Origin of the sequence: Microcystis sp. M169S2 (assembly GCF_020245865.1) — a bacterium.
GTDB classification, from domain to species: Bacteria; Cyanobacteriota; Cyanobacteriia; order Cyanobacteriales; family Microcystaceae; genus Microcystis; species Microcystis ichthyoblabe_A.
Genome location: NZ_JADBUB010000106.1, coordinates 24444 through 42634 on the forward strand (window position 1 = coordinate 24444; position 18191 = coordinate 42634).

Below are 18191 nucleotides of genomic sequence, written 5' to 3' on the forward strand. Positions count from 1 at the left end.
AAAAAGGCAAGGGGAGAGGAAGCGGTAGATTTTTCGAGAATTCTGGCAGTGAATTTTTTGGTCTTAAACCAAGGGGTTCTTGGTATTTTCTCTCTCAAATCTAATCTTAGTCAGTCAGAGATTGGCTAGGATAAGATGGTATCTTGTTATTTTACTCGCTCCGCTCTCACTTACATCATTTAATTCACTAAGGACTCTCCAGAGTTGAGGTACAGCTAACCGTGCGCATTCCTCTCGACTACTACAGGATATTGGGAATCCCTTTTCAGGTGAGTGCCGAGCAAATTGATTTGGCCCACGCCGATCGGGGACGGCAATTGCCACGTCAAGAATACAGTCAAACAGCGATCGTTGCCCGTCAGCACTTGTTAGATCAAGCTTACCAAGTGTTAAGTGATCCAGATCGCCGTCGTGATTACGATGCCCAATTTTTCGCTCCCAATCCCCTGCTTCTCAACCCAGAAAGCAGCACCGAAAACCTCGATTCTCAGGATGGGGAGGTGGCCGCTGCTTCCTCAGAATATGCCACTCCCCAGATTACCATTGCCCCCGCCGATCTGGTGGGAGCTTTGCTCATCCTGCAAGAGTTGGGAGAATACGAGTTAGTGATTCGTTTGGCCGAAACTTATCTGGATTTGGAGCCAACTACTCGCCCAGACATGATCTTAACCTTGGCTTTGGCCTACGGGGAATTAAGTCGGGAATATTGGCAGGATAAAAATTATGAACAGGCGGCCAGCACCGCAACCAAAGCCCTGACTTGGTTGGAACAAGAACAAATGTTCCCGCAAGTGGCCAGCGAGATTCGCCATGATTGCGATCGCCTGCGTCCCTACCGGATACTGGAATTGTTATCCCAAGAAAAAAAACCTAGTCTTGCCCGTCAGCGCGGCTTAAATCTCTTGGAAGAGATGTTGGAAGCTCGCGGCGGCATTGATGGCCAAGGCGATGATCGCTCTGGGTTGGGGGTGGATAATTTTTTACGCTTTATTCAACAGTTACGGGTTTATTTAACTCAGGCCGAACAGGAGAAAATCTGGGTAAAAGAGGCACAACGCCCCTCGGCGGTGGGTAATTATCTGCTGGTCTATGCCTTGATTGCCCGCGGTTTCGCCCAAAAACAACCCGCCGCTATTGTCGCAGCCAGCGATCGCCTGCATCAATTACAAAAACATCAGGATGTCTCCATCGAGCGATCGATCTGCGCCCTGCTGCTCGGTCAAACCGAACAAGCAAGCACAATTTTAGAAACAAGTCAAGAGCAAGAAATATTAAATTATATTAAGGAACAATCTGGGCAATCTCCCGATCTCTTACCTGGGTTATGTCGTTACGGTGAGCGTTGGTTACAAACAGAAGTTTTCTGTCATTTTAGGGATTTAGTCGATCAGAAAGCCTCACTCAAAGAGTATTTTGCCGAGGAAGAGGTACAAAATTATTTAGAAGAATTGTCAGGTTTTCCTGACGAAAAAGTTCCCGTGTCGGTTCAGGAAAAGGTTGGCGAACCTTTAGAATCGGAAGTAACTGTTCTCAAAACCCACACCCCCCCCACCCATTTAAACCCAGTGCCAGGAGCGACACCGATGAGGGAATCTGCTTATTCTTCCCACTCTCGTACCCAAAAACCGTCTTTAGCTAGAGTTAACGGTGAGCGGACAAGCGCTGCTGTACCTGCTCTGAGAGCCACCCCTCAGCAGGAAACTTTCACCCCCTATACTCAGGGCAATGTGGTGGTGAAGGCAGCTGATCGTCAACCGGCACTTAATCCTCCCCGTCGTCGTCCTAGTCGCTCCCGTCCTCCAGCAGCGGGTAACTCCCAGCAAGCGGCCCCAGAAACGGTAAAAACCTCCGCAGTCACACCGAAACGGAGACGACCGGCCCGCAGAAAACTACGACTCGATCGAGTGGCAATATTGGGGGTAGGATTAGTGGGAACGCTTGTGGTTTTGTCCTTGGGGGTAAAGGCAATTGTCGATAGTCAATCTCCTTTGGCAGCCTTGCAAGGGGAACAGTTACCGATTTCTTTAAATACTCCCATACTAGAAATTCCTTCGGCTAACGCCGAGGTGATGGAAAGGACTCCCTTAGACAAGGAAACGGCCAAGGAGACGATTCAAGCTTGGTTAGGGGCAAAATCGGCCGCTTTTGGCAGTGAACACCAAAAAGAGCCATTGAAAGAGGTTTTAACGGGTTCAGCTTTGGAAATTTGGCAAAAACGGGCGGCGGCTTTACAGGGAAATAACTATTGGCGCTACGATCATCAGGTGGATGTGCGATCGGTCACTAATAATGCCAAAAATCCTAATTTAGCGACAGTAGAAGCGATAGTGAACGAAAAGGCCATGTATTTCCATAATGGCAAGGAAATTGTCGAGCGTTCCTATAATGAGTCCTTGAAGGTGCGCTATGATTTGGTACGGCAAGGAGATAAATGGTTGATCGAAAAAACCCAAGTCTTACCCTGATTTTTCCCGATTAAATCCCCAAAAAACTAGGTTTTAAGCTGCCCGCACCTTCAATTAAGACTGCATGGCAGCTTTTTCAGTGGCAAGTGGCAAGTGGCAAGTGGGGGAGCAGGGGAGCAGGGAGAAAAAAACTGATAACTGATAACTGAAGACCGACTGCCCCAAAAGACCAACTTTGTATCTCACCATTAAGATAACTTCTATATCTTTAGACTGATAAATGCTCGATTTGCTTAATATTTTTTAACATAAAATACGCCCTTTGATTGCTGTAATTGGTTCCATAGAAGTCAAGCTAATGAGTTATAATCGTAGGTAGGAACCCATAGTTCTTAGAGGAAAAGAGCTGGGCAATCTCAATGTTTTGCCCACCCACAAGACCATGATTTTGATGTTTTAAAAATCTCGTATAAGTCTTTAAGAACTTTCAAAATCAGCATTCACACAGGAGGGATATTATGACAGGTAAGAGTAAACGCGGTTTTGCCTCTATGGATCAAGCTAAACAAAAGGAAATCGCTAGTAAAGGTGGTAAAGCTGCTCATCAAAAAGGCACAGCCCACGAATTTACCTCCGAAGAAGCTCGCGAAGCGGGACGAAAGGGTGGTGAAGCGGTTAGCCGAGATCGCGCCCACATGGCAGCTATTGGACGGGAAGGAGGCAAGAATTCCCACAAAGGCAGTCGCAAAAACTTAAACTCCGGCGAAAATTCCCCAGTCAACGAGTCTATAGGCGAAAATTCCTCAGATTTCAGCAACTCGGAGGCAAATAGTTGACTTTTCTTGACTTTTTCTCAGACTGAAAGGGTGTTAGGGTTTTGGGGTGTTAGGGTTTTAGGGTGTTGGGGTGTTAGGGTTTTAGGGTTTTAGTTGAATTACCCCATTTCCCTATTTCCCTATTCCCAATAAATACTTTAAGGTTCGATACTGACAATCCAAGTACCGACGTAGAGACGGACGGGAATATTGCCAGAGGCAGTCACATCACAGGTAAAGTAATAAGTGCCTAATTCGGGATTTCTGACATTAGACATGACGATTTCAACTTTGCTGGTGGGATCGATCGCTTGTTCGGGGACAATTTGAATAACGCGACTATCCTTATCCCAAACCACTTCCTTTAAAGGTAAAGATTTGCCGTTGATGCGTACCTCGATTTTATTGGTGTCAAACTGGCCGTTAAAATAATCAGGATAGGAAATAAAAAAAGCTGAAGCCCCTTGGGAGAGTTTTTTCGGCGGAATGTAGAATTTATAACGATCCATTTGCTTGGGACGACCGCCAAATTGCAAAAAATAATCTAAGATATCCTTGCGATCGACTCCACTAAAAATTGTTAAGCCGGGGTTGCCATTGGCTAAAGTTATTTTTGGTAAAATAATTCCCGCACCCACCCCTAAGGATAGAGCAATCAAAGCGGGTGTCTTAGCATATTTAATTACTTTTGTCAAGAGTTTTAACATAAATTTTAACCCAAGGTGAGGGGGGTGGTGATGGCCGCAAGGAGCCGAATACAGTTCAACTTTAACAAAACTCGCTCGTTTCTTACCTAGACCTTTGCCAGTCCGATAAGTGTCTTGGTTAACGCTTCATCGCTCGTGCCATATCCCGTTGATCCTGACGACGTTTCAAATCTTCGCGTTTATCGTGTAATTTCTTGCCTCTACCGAGGCCAATGCTGATTTTTACCCAACTACCTTTAAAATACATCTTCAAAGGCACAAGAGTTAAGCCTTTCTGTTCCACTTGACCGATGAGTTTGCTGATTTCCTTTTTGTGCATCAACAATTTTCTCGTCCGGCGCGGATCGTGATTAAAATATTCGCTACTCTGTTCGTAGGGGGAAATATGAACATTAATTAACACCGCTTCACCATTGCGGACTAAAACGTAACCATCCCGCAGGTTTACCTTACCAGCGCGCACAGATTTAACCTCGGTCCCCAGCAACTGCACCCCCGCTTCAAAAGTCTCTAAAATCTCGTAGAGATGGCGTGCTTGCCGGTTATCACTGATAATTTTGATTTTGTCGTCTTGATTGGCCATATAGTCAAGTGAAAAGTGAAAAGTAAAAAAGCGATTGGTAGAGGCGGTATCGGCTAATTATCTCGATTTTTCCATGTCCTTATATTTATATCTTAATCGCTCTTTTGCTCTCTCTGGACTGACTGCTTGCCGCTCTTTGGTGATCACTGGCCTTGTCAGGGGGAACGAGAAGGGAGAAAATGAGAGCAGTGTTAAATTTTTATGAAGTTTGGTTCTGTGGACAAAATTCGTACTGTTTCCGATAGTAAGCGTGATTTTTATACTCGCCACACCCGCCCCATCAATTCGGTGTATCGGCGCGTGGTTGAGGAATTATTAGTTGAGATGCACCTGCTCTCCGTCAATGTAGATTTCCATTATGATCCAATTTATGCCCTTGGTGTGGTTACTTCTTTCGAGAAGTTCATGGAAGGCTATCGTCCGGGGGAGGATAAACCGAATATTTTTAATGCTTTGTGCCAAGCGGTTAACGGTAATCCCGAAGTCTATCGTCGTGATGCCGAAAATATGATCGCTATTGCCAAAGAAACTAATATTGATTCCTTGCTTTCCCAACTGCAAAACCCTGCCCTAGGTGGTAACAATCAGTTGTCTGATAGTCTAGTTTCAGTTATCAACGCGCCTAAGTTTAAGTATAGTCGCCTGTTTGCCATCGGTCTTTATACTATTTTAGCCGAAGCACAACCGGACATGATCAAGGAAAAAGAAAAACGCGAACCAATTTTGCAAAAGTTCTCAGAAATTCTCCATCTCTCCGGCGAGAAACTGCAAAAAGACCTCGATGTTTATCGCGGTAATCTTGATAAAATGGATCAGCTGCTCAAGGTTATCGAAGATGCTCTAGAAGCAGAAAAGAAAAAACGTCAACAAAAAGAACAGGAAAAACAAACCACCCCGCAATAAAGGCTCTCAACCGGAAATTACCGCGTGCAGACAAGGGAATAGGGAACAGAAAAAGGATTAAATTGGCTCTCTTTCTTTACTGTTCCTTCTGACCTCGTTCTACAATTAGGATCGGCAACCCTTAATATTTATCTCCCGTGACTAACTCCTCCATCACCGCACCCGTAACCGATATTTTGGCAAAAGCGCGGTCAGGGGCGAATTTATCGGCGAAAGAAGCGATTATCTTGCTAGAAACTACCGATAACCGTTTAATTGCCCGGATTCGGGAAACGGCCGACTTCTTGCGTCGTCAACAGGCGGGAGATACCGTCACCTACGTTATCAATCGCAACATTAATTTTAGTAACATTTGCGAGCAGCATTGCAGTTTTTGTGCATTCAGACGCGATGAAAATGAAGAAGGGGCTTTCTGGCTTAATTTAGAGGAAATTATCGCTAAAGCGGCGGATGCTGTCCGTCGTGGGGCCACAGAAATTTGTATGCAGGGAGGATTAAACCCAAAAGCCAAGATTAAGGGCAATTCCTTAGACTATTACCTAGAAATTGTTAAAAACCTGAAACAAGCCTTTCCCAACCTCCATTTACACGCTTTTTCGCCCCAAGAAGTCCAATTTATCGCTAGGGAAGACGGTTTAAGTTACGAAAAAGTTATCGCTTCCCTGCAAGAAGCAGGAGTCAATTCTCTGCCGGGGACGGCTGCCGAGGTGTTGGTGGATGAGGTAAGACGGGTAATTTGTCCAGAAAAAATCGATGCCGCCACTTGGTTAGAAATAGTCGGTATTGCCCATCGCTTGGGGTTACATACCACCAGTACCATGCTCTGCGGTCATATTGAAACCCCTAGCCAACAGGTGCAGCACCTTGAAAAAATTAGAAAACAGCAAGAAATCGCCCTAGAAAATAATTATCCAGCTAAAATCACCGAATTTATTTTATTGCCTTTTGTGGGACAATCAGCCCCCAAACCCCTGAGAAATCGAGTCGGACGGGATCAACCAATTTTAGCCGATACATTAAAATTAACAGCAGTGGCGCGGATTTATTTGGGCAATAGCATTAAAAATCATCAACCCAGTTGGGTAAAATTGGGCTTACAGGGGGCAACAGAAGCCTTAAACTGGGGTTGCAACGATCTTGGTGGTACTCTTATGGAAGAACATATTACCACTATGGCCGGGGCCCTGGGCGGTACTTGTTTGACCGTCGAGGAATTAGCAACGGCGATTAAATCCCTCGATCGCCCCGCCCGTCAACGGGATACAATCTATTAAGTAGGGTTTGCTGAAAGAGTTTTTTTAGCCTAATCAAGCCCAACAATTTCCCCCTTACCGGCAATCACTTCGCCGATTTGGTAGGCATTAATCCCAGAGGATTGTAGTTGATTAATAGTCGATTGCGCCAGATCTGATGGGACAATGATCACAAAACCGATACCCATATTAAAAGTATTGAACATGGCTTCGGAATTAACCGAACCCATCTGGGCTAACCAGTGAAAAATCGGCAAAACCGGCCAACTTTCGCGGTAAATCTGCACGGAATGCCCTTTACCTAAGCAGCGGGGCAAATTTTCCGGGATGCCACCCCCAGTAATGTGGGCCATGGCGTGAATATCTAACCCAGAGCGCAGCAGTTCTAGCACAGGTTTAACATAAAGTCTAGTGGGAGTTAACAAAACTTCACCTAAGCTAGAGCCGGCCAAAATTGCGGGGCAATCTTGCCAATTTAAGCCCTGGGTGTCGATAATCTTACGAACAAGACTAAAACCGTTACTGTGAACCCCACTACTGGCTAAACCGATAGCCACATCGCCGATTTGCACCTTACTGCCGTCGAGTAATTGACTTTTTTCGACAATCCCGACGCAAAAACCCGCTAAATCGTACTCTCCGGCCGAATAAAACCCCGGCATCTCCGCCGTTTCCCCTCCCAAAAGAGTACAACCACTATCACGACAGGCACTAGCGATTCCCGATACCACCGCCGCTAACTGTGACGCTTCCAGTTTACCAGTGGCGAGATAATCCAAGAAAAATAAAGGTTCAGCCCCAGAGGTTAAGACATCGTTGACGCACATGGCCACGAGGTCAATTCCCACCGTATCATGGCGATTGAGACTATGGGCAATTTTCAGCTTGGTTCCTACACCATCAGTTCCCGATACTAACACCGGTTGCCGATAACCGGAAGGTAACTGAAAATAGCCCCCAAAACCGCCTAAACCGCCGATAACTTCGGGACGGAAGGTACTTTCCACATTTTGGCGAATTTTCTCGACAAAAGCGCGTCCCGCTTCCACATCCACGCCCGCTTCTTTATAATCCATGCCCAATTGACCGATTGTATCTCTCAAATTTTACCCAGATTTCGGTCGCACTCGCTCCCTTTTCCAGCTAAACCTAACAACAATTTGTGATTGTTGCAAGAGGTCTAATCTTCTTGGGGATATTTTTCCCAAAGATCCGTGATTTGGCGAAGACTTTGGAAGTTGCCATTACCGAGGATCAAATGATCTAGGAGAGGAATGGCTAAATAGGTAGCCCCCTGTAATAATTGTTCTGTGAGTAAAATATCGTCTTGACTAGGCACAAGTGACCCGGTGGGGTGATTATGGGCGATAATTAACTTAGTAGCTGATTGTTTAACCACTTCTCGAAAGATTTCTCGCGGATGTACCAGGGTTTCCGTGGCTGTGCCGATAGTAATCACTTTTAGTGCGATTAACTGATTTTTGACATCGAGTAAAATAACGGCGAAACGTTCCTGAGACTGATACATTAGTTCGTGTCCAAGAATAGCGGCAGCGGTATCGGGACTATCGATGACCATTTTTTCCGTCGGTCGTCGTTGAAAAGCTCGTTTTCCCAATTCGATCGCCGCTAGAATAGTAGTGGCCTTAGCCGGTCCAATGCCATGAATAGCGGTTAATTCTTGGGGCTGAATATCCCTCAAAACGTCCAAGGGATCCCGGCGATATTTACTCAATTCGTTGAGAATATGCTGTCCTAAACCCACTGCCGAGAGTTTCCCCTTACCTTGACCTGTAGCCAGTAAAATCGCTAATAATTCGGCGTTGCTGAGGTTTTTCGCCCCGACACTGATTAAACGTTCCCTTGGTCTTTCACTGACGGGAATATCGGCAATTCTTAAGCTGTAGGTCATGGAAGTGGCAAGCTACCGCGATAAAATTCCATCATACAATTTTAGTCAGTGCCTAGAGGGATTTGGTGGGTAAATCAGGGGGAAAAATTCTCCTCACTGATAGCGAATTCCCGCATCTTCGAGGCGCTGTAAAGCTTCCCCTAATCGCGGGATATCGGCGATTAAACTGACGCGCACATAACCTTCCCCTCCCTCTCCAAAAGCATTGCCCGGAGTGACGACGACACCAGTTTTTTGCAGGACACTGAGGGCGAAATCCGTCGAAGTCATGCCGACGCTACAGGGAACCCAGAGATACATTGTCGCCTTAGAGGGGGGAATATCCCAACCTAATTGCCCCAAACCTTTGATTAAAAAATCTCGTCGCTGCCGGTATCTTTCCTGTACTTGTTTAACGTATTCATCCGGCAGTTGTAGGGCGGTTTCGGCCGCTTTTTGGATGACGGAAAAGATGCCATAATCGAGATTGGTTTTCAGGGTGCGTAACCCTTGAATAATATCGGAATTGCCCACGACAAAACCGACGCGCCACCCGGCCATATTATAGGTTTTCGAGAGGGTATGAAATTCCACACTAATCTCATTTGCCCCCGGAATTTCTAATAAACTGGTGGGCTGATAACCATCAAAACTTAATTCAGCATAACAGAGATCGTGGACGAGCATAATCTCATATTGCTGGGCCCAAGCAACGATTTTTTCAAAAAATTCCCGGGGGGCAACGGCGGCGGTGGGATTACTGGGATAGTTAAAATAGAGGATTTTCGCCTGTTTAGCCACATCTTCGGGGATAGAATCGATATCTATCAGCCAATCCTGTTCCGCTTTTAAAATGATCGGGTATAGCGTCGCCCCAGCAATCAAGGGACCGCGAAAATGGGCGGGATAAGCGGGACTAGGAACCAAGACTACATCACCGGGGTTAACATAAGCTAGGGCGAGGTGAGATAGGCCCTCTTTGGAACCTAGCAGCGGTAAAGCTTCGTTATCGGGATTGAGTTCCACACCATAAGAGCGATCATACCATTTAGCGATCGCTTCTCGGAAACTGGCGGTTCCTTCAAAGGGTGGATAACCGTGAAATTGGGGGGTTTCAAAAGCTTGAATGGCCGCTTCGATAACTGGACGCGGGGCAGCACCGTCCGGGTTGCCCATACCTAAATCGATTAAATCTAGTCCTTCTTTGCGGGCTAAGGCTTTTAATTCATCCAAGCGGGCGAAAACGTAGGGGGGTAAGGCACTTAATCGCTTGGCGCGGCTATTCGTCCAATTTACACTCATTACTTCTTGGCTTACTGATCGAGGTAATCTACCATTATGGCACGAGTGTATGGCTAATTTGGCAGTTAAGCTGTTCGTAATTTAAATTGCTTGTTGAGACGAGGCAAGAGGCAAGAGGCAAGAGGCAAAAGGATAATTTTCCCTTTAACCTTTCGCTTTTTCCCTACATTTGCCGAAAATTTTTTGATTTATGCAAGAGAGCTTTTTTACTGCTTCAGTATGACTAGAATTGCCTGACATGGGAGATGGAGAGCCAAACTAAGGTAATCTGATTAACAGAGGCTGAAAATTACCGATTAGCCCCAGCATTACCCCCATTCTTCGCCATTATCGGCCGGTAAGTCCTGACTCCTCACTCCTCAATTCTTTTGTAAAATATGACTGCGATCGCTGTTCAGATAACTTCTATTTTACCCCCCGACACGACGGTTATTGCCTGGCCACAAGTGCCAAAAGAGGAACAAGAAAGATTATCAAGGGCAATTAGGGGCAAAAGTCCTGAAATTATAGTCTATCCCGCTAATACGGCCGCTTTAGCCTCTCTGGTGCGTTTTGCCAACGAAAATCGTCTGTCTTTATTGGCCTACGGTCAAGGCAGTAAATTAGATTGGGGTGGGTTAGTCGAGTCGCCCGATATTTTAGTCAGTAGCCAAAATCTCAACCGGATTATTGACCATGCTCAGGGAGATTTAACTATAACCGTGGAAGCTGGGCTTAAACTAGCGGATTTACAGGCTTTTTTAGCTCCTAGCGGTCAATTTATTCCTCTTGATCCCAGTTTCGCCCATAATGCCACGATTGGCGGTATTATGGCCACGGCCGACGCGGGAACATGGCGGCAAAGATACGGTGGGGTCCGGGATCTGATCCTAGGATTCTCCTTTATCCGTCACGATGGGGAGATTGCTAAAGCGGGAGGGCGTGTGGTCAAAAATGTGGCGGGATACGACATGATGAAGCTATTTACGGGTTCCTACGGCACTTTAGGGATTATCGATCAAATTACCCTGCGACTCTATCCCGAAACTGCTAACTCAGAAACCCTGATCATCACTGGAAATAGCGAAAATATTAGCAAATTGAGTCAAGTTATTCGGCAATCGGCCTTAACTCCCACTGTGGCTGAATGTTTAAACCCAGGGATGACGCAAGCACTAGGATTAGGGGAAAAAGTCGCTTTACTGCTGCGTTTTCAAAGCATTCCCGAAAGTATTAGCGAACAATCGCAACAGGTGAGTTATTTAGGGCAACAGTTAGACTGTCAGACTAATTATTATCGGGATGAGGAAGAAATTTCTCTATGGCAAAGATACCGAAAAACAATCGATAATTATGACCAAGAGGGCAATTTTTTCGGCAAAATAGGATTATTACCCAGCAGTTTAGCTCTAGTTATCGACCAAATTAACGGACTAGCCTCGATTAATATTAGTAGCGGCGTGGGTAAAGTTATCTTAAAATCGGAGGAAAATCTTGACAAAATTCGCTCTTTATGCAGTGCCAATCAGGGTTATTTAACTGTGTTAACCGCACCTCCATCCCTAAAAGAAAAAATTGAACCTTGGGGTTATACAGGTAACGCGATTACCATGATGAAAACCCTAAAAACTAAATTCGATCCTCAAGGTATTTTTAGTCATGAACGCTTTCTTAACAAAATCTAATTAAAAATCATGCAAACCTCCGAACATTCCGTTAACTTTCAAGAATTAATCGACCAAAAAAATCAAGGATTTGACCCCAAGAATCCCCCCGCTCAAGAATTAATCGATAGTTGTGTTCACTGTGGTTTTTGTCTATCTACCTGTCCCAGTTATCGAGTCATTGGCAAAGAAATGGACTCCCCCCGGGGTAGAATTTATCTGATGAATGCCATCAACAAAGGGGAAGCGGTTTTAGACGAAACCACTAGCCAACATTTTGATACTTGTTTAGGTTGTTTAGCCTGTGTTAGTACTTGTCCATCGGGAGTACAATACGATCAATTAATCGCCGCAGTCCGTCCGCAGGTGGAACGCAATCAACCCCGCAGTTTTAAAGATAAAATTATTCGTTTTCTCATTTTTAATCTCTTTCCCTATCCCGTCCGTCTCAAATTATTTTTACCCTTCCTCTGGTTATATCAAACCCTGGGATTACAAACCTTAGTCAGGAAATCGGGTATCTTAAAAATGCTCTTTCCCCGTCTAGCGGCCATGGAATCAATTTTACCCAAAATTACTCTAAATTCTCTGTTTAAAAACTATGCCGATGTTATTCCTTCCCAAACGGAAAAACGCTATCGGGTAGGGGTGGTTTTAGGTTGTGTGCAGAGACTCTTTTTCTCGCCGGTAAATGAAGCGACAGTGCGGGTTTTAACTGCCAATGGTTGTGAAGTGGTTATCCCAAAAACCCAGGGTTGTTGTGCCGCTTTACCCGCACATCAAGGACAGGAAAAACAAGCGCAAAGTTTAGCCAGACAAATGATCGATAGTTTCGCAGCAACCGAGGTTGATTATATTATTATCAATGCGGCGGGTTGTGGTCATACTCTCAAGGAATATCATCATATTTTAGCCGATGATCCTGAATACAAAGATAAGGCTAAGGAGTTTGTGGCTAAAGTACGCGATGCTCAAGAATTTTTGGCAGCAGTGGGATTAACTGCTGATTTATCGCCGATTACCGAGACAGAATTAACCCTAGTTTATCAAGATGCCTGTCATCTTTTACACGGACAAAAAATCTCGGTGCAGCCACGACAATTATTGCAAAAAATCCCCAACATTAACTTAAAAGAACCTATCGATGCAGCCCTGTGTTGTGGTAGTGCCGGAGTTTATAATATGCTACAGCCAGACACTGCCGATGAATTAGGTCAGCAGAAAGTACGCAATTTATTAAATACTGGGGCCGCGGTGATTGCTTCTCCTAATCCGGGTTGTTCCCTACAAATTAAAAAACATCTACAATTACAGGGAAAAGATACACCCGTTATTCATCCTATCGAATTATTAGATTATGCGATTCGCGGGCTGAAAATTGGCTAACTCCCACCATTTGAGTTGTGTTAGTGGTGTCAGGGAAGCAAAAGAAAACCCCACAGACAAAGACCTTGTAATGATAGAATCGACAATGGCGACGGCTTGGCCATTAGTATTTTTTGCGTCGGACTAGCAGGAGATAAAAGCGTGACCTTTAAGATTGGTTTACTCGGTTTCGGGGTTGTGGGGACGGGAACAGCGAAAATCCTCCTCGATCCTTTTGGTCGTCATCCCGTACTCAAAGAGATTACCATTGGACGAGTGGGAGTTAGATCCCTAGATAAACCGAGAGAAATCGAGCTTTCTCCCCAACTGTTGACCACTGACCTAGAATCGATCGTTACTGACCCCGAAATTGATATTATTGTCGAATTATTGGGGGGTTTGGAACCGGCACGCTCTTTAATTCTCCAAGCAATCGCATCGGGAAAGCACGTTGTTACGGCAAATAAGGCGGTTATTGCCCGTTTTGGCGATGAAATCTACGCCAAGGCCAACGAAAAGGGGGTTTATGTCCTCCTAGAAGCGGCCGTGGGTGGTGGAATTCCCGTCATTAAACCCTTAAAACAATCCCTCGGCGCTAATCGCATCAGCAGCATCATGGGAATTGTCAACGGCACAACTAACTATATTCTCACGGAAATGAGCCAAAAAGGGGCAGATTTTAGCGAAGTTCTGGCCAAAGCTCAGGAATTAGGCTATGCAGAAGCTGATCCCACTGCGGACGTGGATGGATTCGATGCAGCCGATAAAATCGCTATTTTAGCCTCTCTGGGTTTTGGAGGTCGGGTAAAAAGGGAAGATGTTTACTGTGAAGGTATCCGGCAAGTTAGCGCCGTCGATATCGCCTACGCTGATAGACTGGGATTTGTGATTAAATTATTAGCGATCGCAAAAGATACGGTTAAGGAGGATTCCGATACCCTAGAGCTGCGGGTTCATCCAACCCTAGTACCGAAAACCCATCCCCTCGCTAATGCTAACGGAGTCTATAACGCTATTCTGGTCGAGGGGGAACCCTTGGGACAAGTGATGTTTTATGGACCGGGTGCCGGTGGCGGACCGACGGCCAGTGCAGTAGTATCGGATGTGATGAATATCGTCGGAATTTTAAAAAGTAGTGGCAAAACCAAGGAACTTGACCCGCTTTTAAGCTGTGTTCACCAGCATTATTGTCAAATCGCCCCCATGGAGGATTTATCGACCCGTTTTTATGCTCGTTTTCTCTGTCGCGATGTGCCGGGGGTAATCGGTCATTTAGGTATGGCTTTCGGCGACCATGGGGTTAGTCTAGAATCCGTGGTACAAATTGGTATTAGGGGTGATTTAGCCGAAATTGTCGTTGTCACCCACGATGTACGCGAGGGCAATTTCCGCAACGCTTTAGCGGCAATAGAGTCTTTAGAAGCTATTGACAGTATTCCTAGTATTCTCCGGGTTTTGTAATTATAGAGATCGCTTTTTTTATGGTCATGGGTCGGAGAATCAGAAGTGAGAAAAGTTGGCTAAGTTTGACTAGCACAATTTTGTTTTTTTGTCTAGGTTTTTTGGGCTTAAATCAAAAATTAATTTTTGCCCAAGGGTCTGATAATGTTTGTCCCCTGCCGATTTTATCAAGGTTACAACGCCATAAAATCCAAGCGGGAGAAACGATCGCCTCCATCGCCGAAAAATACGCTCTCATCCCCGCAACGATAATTAAACTCAATCCGACTATTCTCAAAAATGGTCTGGCCCCCGTGGGTAAAGAAATCTTCATTCCCCCCATAAACGGCATTCGCATCGAAGCACCCAAGGGTTCCACTTGGCGAGATTTAGAAGCGGCCTATGGTATTCGTGCCGATATACTCTTTGAGCTTAACGGTTGTGGTCGCCGGCCGACAATAGTTTTTATCCCCGGCACCAATTGGTCCGCCGCCGGCAAGCGATCGGATTATACTGGATTAAGTTCTTATCCCTTACCCTTGGCCAGCACTGTCGGATTAGCCTACGGTTGGCAGAAAAGCCCCACGGAACAGAAAAATCTCTTTCATAGTGGTATTGATCTTCTTGCACCAATAGGTACACCCGTTCTAGCCGCCGAAGATGGTCTAGTGATTTATGTGGGTCAGGAAGGGGCCTATGGTAATTTGGTAGTAATTAATCATTTAGGTCGCCGGCAGACCCGTTATGCCCATTTAAGCAGGGTTACAGTGAGAATTGACCAACGGGTACGAGCAGGAGACGTTATCGGTGCGGTTGGCACCACCGGACAACCGGATATTATTCCCCCCCATCTTCATTTTGAGGTGCGCTTAGATACTCCCGTCGGTTGGACAGCGCAGGATCCCGCTTTGCATTTGCCCTCACGGGGGGACAGAGAGCCTGAAAAGTAGAGAGGGGATGGGGTGTAGAGGTTGGGTAAAATTTTTTGACTTACCCTGAGAGGCTAAAAAGTAAACCCAAATAACCGATTTGCTATCAAGGAGGGATCGAGAAAGCGGCTTTTATGGCTCTTCACTATCCCTTCAACCCTGATTATTGGCGGAAATTCTGCCAACCGGCATAACGAGCGGCTGCACCTAATTCTTCCTCGATGCGGAGTAACTGATTATATTTGGCCAGACGTTCACCACCACAGGGAGCGCCAGTTTTTAATTGAGCTGCCGAGGTTGCAACGGAGAAATCTGCGATCAAATCATCGGGAGTTTCCCCAGAACGATGGCTAATATAGACACTATAACCGCCAGAACGAGCGATTTTAATCGCTTCTAGGGTTTCCGTGACGCTGCCGATCTGATTGACTTTAATTAAAGAGGCATTGGCAACACGTCGATCGATCACTTCCTGAATAATTTTCGGATTGGTACAGAAAATATCGTTTCCTACCAGTTGAATGCGATCGCCTAATCGTTTGGTCAATTCTTGCCAACCCTGCCAATCTTTTTCACCTAAACCATCTTCGAGGGAAACGATTGGGTATTGATTCAGCCAACTTTCCCACATATCGATCATTTCCTCGCAAGATTTCCGACTTTGATCGGATTTGAAAAATTCGTAGTAACCGCCATCACGCCAAAGTTCGCTAGTGGCAGAATCCAGAGCGATGGCAAAATCTTCTCCCGGTTTGTAACCGGCTTTTTCAATCCCAGCCAAAATTAACTCTACCGCCTCCACGTTAGCCTTTAAACTAGGGGCAAAACCGCCCTCATCACCGACACTGGTATAGTAACCTTTATGATTGCGTCAATGGTAGGGGAGCACCGTGGTCAGTGAGTTTATCGAACTGCGTGCGCCCAAATTATCCCTATTCTTCTTTCTTCCACACAAAAACCAGAAGAGCCGTTTTTCTTATTTTCTTTGTCCTTGTTTTTTATTCTGGAATGTGGGGTAAAACTCTACCCCCCTGCCCCCACGAAAAAATTTTTCAGCAAACCCTACTGAAAAAACCGCTAGTTATTTCTATAACTAGCGGTCTTTTGCCGGGGGAAATTACCTGCAATGGAATTACATAGAGGAACCTAAACCGGCGTAAGCTCCGTAGAAGAAAAGACCAACCACGGCGATAACGCCTAGACCGGCGATGGTGGCGACTAACCACAAAGGAATACGACCTTCTGCGAACATGAATAACACCTCCTAATTGCGATGACAATAAATCGGGACTAATTAGTTAAAGAAATAGCTGGAAAATAAAATTCCCAAGACAGCAACTAGGAGTAAACCTAGATAAAGAGAAGTACGATTTAACTCGACGGCTTGCCGATTCGGATTAGGTGTTCTTTCCATAATTGTTCTCCTAGCGTTGAATAAACTGCATTGCCGCAATCGCACCGATAAAGAAGACAGTGGGGACCGCTAAGGTATGAACTGCCAACCAGCGAACGGTGAAAATGGGGTAAGAAATGGGTTGATTGGGATTACCACTAGCCATTGTTTTTATCCTTAATTAAAGTAAACTACTGATTAAACTGCTCGATTTGATTTTTGGCCTCAAAGCGATCATTAATGATCGGTAATTCTTGACGCTCTTGAGTGTAATACTCATCGGGACGGGGAGTGCCAAAAACATCGTAAGCTAAACCGGTACTCACGAATAACCAACCTGCGATAAACAGCATGGGGATGGTGATGCTATGGATAATCCAGTAACGAATACTGGTAACGATATCGCCAAAAGGACGTTCGCCGGTACTACCTGACATGGACGGTTCTCCTCGGAATGATAGGACTTGAAAAATTCAATCTCTATAATAGAGACTTTGTTGACCCTGAGACAAGTTTTAGGCCGGTTCGCTGGGGGGATTATATTTCAGTAAAACCCCATCTTGTCCCAAGACAAAACCTTTGTCGGAATTGATAAAAACAATTCGATAGAGATTGGAGGGGACACTTTCCACCGCGCGATCTTTTTGCCAAGATTGGCCGCCGTCATCACTGACCAAGAGATTGCCGCTACCACCAGCGACCCAAATTTCTTCGGGGGTGCGGTAGTTGAGGTCTAAAAGTCCCCAACTGGTGGAAAACTCGGGGAATACCTTATCTTCCCACGTATCGAGATCATTGGGGCTAGTAAATTGTAGTTGACCACCCCGGGCCAGGGCCCACAGTTCCCCATTTTCACCATAACCGACTTTTTGTAAGCGGCGGGAGGAAAGACGATTGTGGGGTTGCCATTCTGTTGACCCCGGTTCCCAGGTGGAATAAAAGTTCCCGCGTGCGGAAACGGCCACGTATTTACCATCATGGGAACGAACAATTGTCCGGGCCACACCCACAGCACCTTCCACTAAAGCTTGCCAAGTTTTGCCCCCGTCTTTGGTGCGGTAGATAGCGCCTAAATCCGTGACCATTTCGGCGGTTTTGTCGTTAAGGGCGATAATTCCGTAGGGGGAACCGGGTAATTTTTCACTTAAGGGGATACGGGACCAGCTGCTGCCCCCGTCTTCGCTATGGAGAAGAATCGAGGGTTTACCGACAATCCAACCCTCTTGGTTGTGGAAACTGACGGCGCTAAAGCTAACTTTTTCGTCACCAAGGTTGAGGACTTTTTGCTGCCAACTGTCCCCCCCATCGCTGGTTTCAAAGAGGGTAGATTTGGTTCCCACTAACCAACCGTGCTGCAGGTCGCTGGTAAAGGCGATATCGGCAAAAGTCGAGTCGGTGTCGAGGGTGAGAATTTGCCAAGGACTATTGCTCAGGGATGGCACATTACTACAGCTAAAGCAGAAAAAGGCTACAGCTAGAACTATTACGAATTGTTTCAGTTTTCTCATCAATGGTTCAGAGGTATTGGTCAAGAAATCGGGACGGATTAGGGTTTGTAGCCC

The 18191-nt window shown here is 45.7% G+C and carries 19 protein-coding genes and 1 pseudogene; 9 read left to right on the top strand and 11 right to left on the bottom strand.

All coding sequences use genetic code 11. The features are described from left to right. Window positions 1-221 precede the first annotated feature (221 nt). Window positions 222-2465: an IMS domain-containing protein gene (locus IM485_RS10880; protein WP_287742999.1), complete on the top strand. Its 2244-nt coding sequence runs from the start codon at window positions 222-224 to the stop codon at window positions 2463-2465. Window positions 2466-2923: 458 nt separating this feature from the next. Next, on the top strand, window positions 2924-3241 hold the full coding sequence (locus IM485_RS10885) for a KGG domain-containing protein (RefSeq protein WP_104396717.1): 318 nt from the start codon (window positions 2924-2926) through the stop codon (window positions 3239-3241). A gap of 137 nt (window positions 3242-3378) precedes the next feature. Here IM485_RS10885 and IM485_RS10890 read toward each other — a convergent pair whose 3' ends face one another. Both IM485_RS10890 and smpB read right to left on the bottom strand, forming a co-directional pair. Then, window positions 3379-3927 (bottom strand): DUF2808 domain-containing protein, encoded by a 549-nt coding sequence (locus IM485_RS10890; protein ID WP_104396716.1) that lies wholly within the window; start codon window positions 3925-3927, stop codon window positions 3379-3381. 118 nt (window positions 3928-4045) lie between these two features. Continuing rightward, the gene (gene smpB / locus IM485_RS10895; RefSeq protein WP_004162719.1) at window positions 4046-4510 is read right to left on the bottom strand and encodes an SsrA-binding protein SmpB; all 465 of its coding nucleotides are present in this window, start codon (window positions 4508-4510) and stop codon (window positions 4046-4048) included. A 73-nt stretch (window positions 4511-4583) separates the two neighbouring features. Here smpB and IM485_RS10900 point away from each other — a divergent pair, with 73 nt between their 5' ends. The 3 genes from IM485_RS10900 to cofH all read left to right on the top strand — a co-directional run bounded on the left by IM485_RS10900 (window position 4584) and on the right by cofH (window position 6687). Continuing rightward, entirely contained in the window at window positions 4584-4715 is a 132-nt protein-coding gene (locus IM485_RS10900; protein ID WP_287743003.1) for a hypothetical protein, read from the top strand. An 11-nt stretch (window positions 4716-4726) separates the two neighbouring features. Further along, window positions 4727-5413 carry a photosystem II biogenesis protein Psp29 gene (psb29, locus tag IM485_RS10905; protein WP_192575992.1) on the top strand — a complete coding sequence of 229 codons (687 nt, stop codon included), beginning with the start codon at window positions 4727-4729 and terminating at the stop codon, window positions 5411-5413. A gap of 137 nt (window positions 5414-5550) precedes the next feature. Beyond that, window positions 5551-6687, top strand: a complete 1137-nt coding sequence (gene cofH, locus IM485_RS10910; RefSeq protein WP_104396714.1) for a 7,8-didemethyl-8-hydroxy-5-deazariboflavin synthase subunit CofH — start codon at window positions 5551-5553, stop codon at window positions 6685-6687. Between the two features lie 29 nt (window positions 6688-6716). On the opposite strand, the gene purM is transcribed toward cofH, so the two are convergent. The 3 genes from purM to IM485_RS10925 all read right to left on the bottom strand — a co-directional run bounded on the left by purM (window position 6717) and on the right by IM485_RS10925 (window position 9859). Beyond that, entirely contained in the window at window positions 6717-7742 is a 1026-nt protein-coding gene (purM, locus tag IM485_RS10915) for a phosphoribosylformylglycinamidine cyclo-ligase (RefSeq protein ID WP_287743037.1), read from the bottom strand. A 104-nt stretch (window positions 7743-7846) separates the two neighbouring features. Then, window positions 7847-8578, bottom strand: a complete 732-nt coding sequence (gene radC / locus IM485_RS10920; RefSeq protein WP_002732646.1) for a RadC family protein — start codon at window positions 8576-8578, stop codon at window positions 7847-7849. A gap of 93 nt (window positions 8579-8671) precedes the next feature. Then, window positions 8672-9859, bottom strand: coding sequence for an aspartate aminotransferase (locus IM485_RS10925; RefSeq protein ID WP_287743006.1), 1188 nt, complete (start codon window positions 9857-9859; stop codon window positions 8672-8674). A 377-nt stretch (window positions 9860-10236) separates the two neighbouring features. Between IM485_RS10925 and IM485_RS10930 the strand changes: the two genes are divergently transcribed. The 4 genes from IM485_RS10930 to IM485_RS10945 all read left to right on the top strand — a co-directional run bounded on the left by IM485_RS10930 (window position 10237) and on the right by IM485_RS10945 (window position 15257). Further along, window positions 10237-11523, top strand: coding sequence for an FAD-binding oxidoreductase (locus IM485_RS10930; RefSeq protein ID WP_104396711.1), 1287 nt, complete (start codon window positions 10237-10239; stop codon window positions 11521-11523). A gap of 9 nt (window positions 11524-11532) precedes the next feature. Beyond that, window positions 11533-12888 (top strand): (Fe-S)-binding protein, encoded by a 1356-nt coding sequence (locus IM485_RS10935; protein ID WP_104396710.1) that lies wholly within the window; start codon window positions 11533-11535, stop codon window positions 12886-12888. A gap of 141 nt (window positions 12889-13029) precedes the next feature. After that, window positions 13030-14328 carry a homoserine dehydrogenase gene (locus IM485_RS10940; protein WP_104396709.1) on the top strand — a complete coding sequence of 433 codons (1299 nt, stop codon included), beginning with the start codon at window positions 13030-13032 and terminating at the stop codon, window positions 14326-14328. Window positions 14329-14348: 20 nt separating this feature from the next. Further along, a complete protein-coding gene (locus tag IM485_RS10945) occupies window positions 14349-15257 on the top strand; it encodes a LysM peptidoglycan-binding domain-containing M23 family metallopeptidase (RefSeq protein WP_287743011.1) in 909 nt (302 codons plus the stop codon). Between the two features lie 142 nt (window positions 15258-15399). Here IM485_RS10945 and eno read toward each other — a convergent pair. The 6 genes and pseudogenes from eno to IM485_RS10975 form a co-directional block, all read right to left on the bottom strand. Continuing rightward, window positions 15400-16089 (bottom strand): annotated as a pseudogene (eno, locus tag IM485_RS10950) (phosphopyruvate hydratase); the annotation flags it as partial. Window positions 16090-16368: 279 nt separating this feature from the next. Continuing rightward, window positions 16369-16488, bottom strand: a complete 120-nt coding sequence (locus IM485_RS10955; protein WP_043995402.1) for a photosystem II reaction center protein J — start codon at window positions 16486-16488, stop codon at window positions 16369-16371. A 42-nt stretch (window positions 16489-16530) separates the two neighbouring features. Next, entirely contained in the window at window positions 16531-16650 is a 120-nt protein-coding gene (psbL, locus tag IM485_RS10960; RefSeq protein WP_002735805.1) for a photosystem II reaction center protein PsbL, read from the bottom strand. A gap of 10 nt (window positions 16651-16660) precedes the next feature. Then, window positions 16661-16795 (bottom strand): cytochrome b559 subunit beta, encoded by a 135-nt coding sequence (psbF, locus tag IM485_RS10965; RefSeq protein WP_002736175.1) that lies wholly within the window; start codon window positions 16793-16795, stop codon window positions 16661-16663. 25 nt (window positions 16796-16820) lie between these two features. Further along, complete coding sequence (gene psbE, locus IM485_RS10970; RefSeq protein WP_002749269.1) at window positions 16821-17066, bottom strand: cytochrome b559 subunit alpha; 246 nt, start codon at window positions 17064-17066, stop codon at window positions 16821-16823. Window positions 17067-17144: 78 nt separating this feature from the next. Further along, the gene (locus IM485_RS10975; protein ID WP_104396707.1) at window positions 17145-18137 is read right to left on the bottom strand and encodes a photosynthesis system II assembly factor Ycf48; all 993 of its coding nucleotides are present in this window, start codon (window positions 18135-18137) and stop codon (window positions 17145-17147) included. Window positions 18138-18191: the final 54 nt, after the last annotated feature.

What these genes read in the sequence shown, in the direction of transcription:
- IM485_RS10900 (WP_287743003.1), top strand. Translation starts at nt 4,584, where the DNA reads ATGTCCTTATATTTATATCTTAATCGCTCTTTTGCTCTCTCTGGACTG.
- IM485_RS10935 (WP_104396710.1), top strand. Translation starts at nt 11,533, where the DNA reads ATGCAAACCTCCGAACATTCCGTTAACTTTCAAGAATTAATCGACCAA.
- IM485_RS10975 (WP_104396707.1), bottom strand. Translation starts at nt 18,137, where the DNA reads ATGAGAAAACTGAAACAATTCGTAATAGTTCTAGCTGTAGCCTTTTTC.
- IM485_RS10930 (WP_104396711.1), top strand. Translation starts at nt 10,237, where the DNA reads ATGACTGCGATCGCTGTTCAGATAACTTCTATTTTACCCCCCGACACG.
- psbE (WP_002749269.1), bottom strand. Translation starts at nt 17,066, where the DNA reads ATGTCAGGTAGTACCGGCGAACGTCCTTTTGGCGATATCGTTACCAGT.
- IM485_RS10890 (WP_104396716.1), bottom strand. Translation starts at nt 3,927, where the DNA reads ATGTTAAAACTCTTGACAAAAGTAATTAAATATGCTAAGACACCCGCT.
- IM485_RS10925 (WP_287743006.1), bottom strand. Translation starts at nt 9,859, where the DNA reads ATGAGTGTAAATTGGACGAATAGCCGCGCCAAGCGATTAAGTGCCTTA.
- radC (WP_002732646.1), bottom strand. Translation starts at nt 8,578, where the DNA reads ATGACCTACAGCTTAAGAATTGCCGATATTCCCGTCAGTGAAAGACCA.
- psbL (WP_002735805.1), bottom strand. Translation starts at nt 16,650, where the DNA reads ATGGAAAGAACACCTAATCCGAATCGGCAAGCCGTCGAGTTAAATCGT.
- IM485_RS10945 (WP_287743011.1), top strand. Translation starts at nt 14,349, where the DNA reads ATGGTCATGGGTCGGAGAATCAGAAGTGAGAAAAGTTGGCTAAGTTTG.
- psbF (WP_002736175.1), bottom strand. Translation starts at nt 16,795, where the DNA reads ATGGCTAGTGGTAATCCCAATCAACCCATTTCTTACCCCATTTTCACC.
- IM485_RS10885 (WP_104396717.1), top strand. Translation starts at nt 2,924, where the DNA reads ATGACAGGTAAGAGTAAACGCGGTTTTGCCTCTATGGATCAAGCTAAA.
- IM485_RS10955 (WP_043995402.1), bottom strand. Translation starts at nt 16,488, where the DNA reads ATGTTCGCAGAAGGTCGTATTCCTTTGTGGTTAGTCGCCACCATCGCC.
- purM (WP_287743037.1), bottom strand. Translation starts at nt 7,742, where the DNA reads ATGGATTATAAAGAAGCGGGCGTGGATGTGGAAGCGGGACGCGCTTTT.
- smpB (WP_004162719.1), bottom strand. Translation starts at nt 4,510, where the DNA reads ATGGCCAATCAAGACGACAAAATCAAAATTATCAGTGATAACCGGCAA.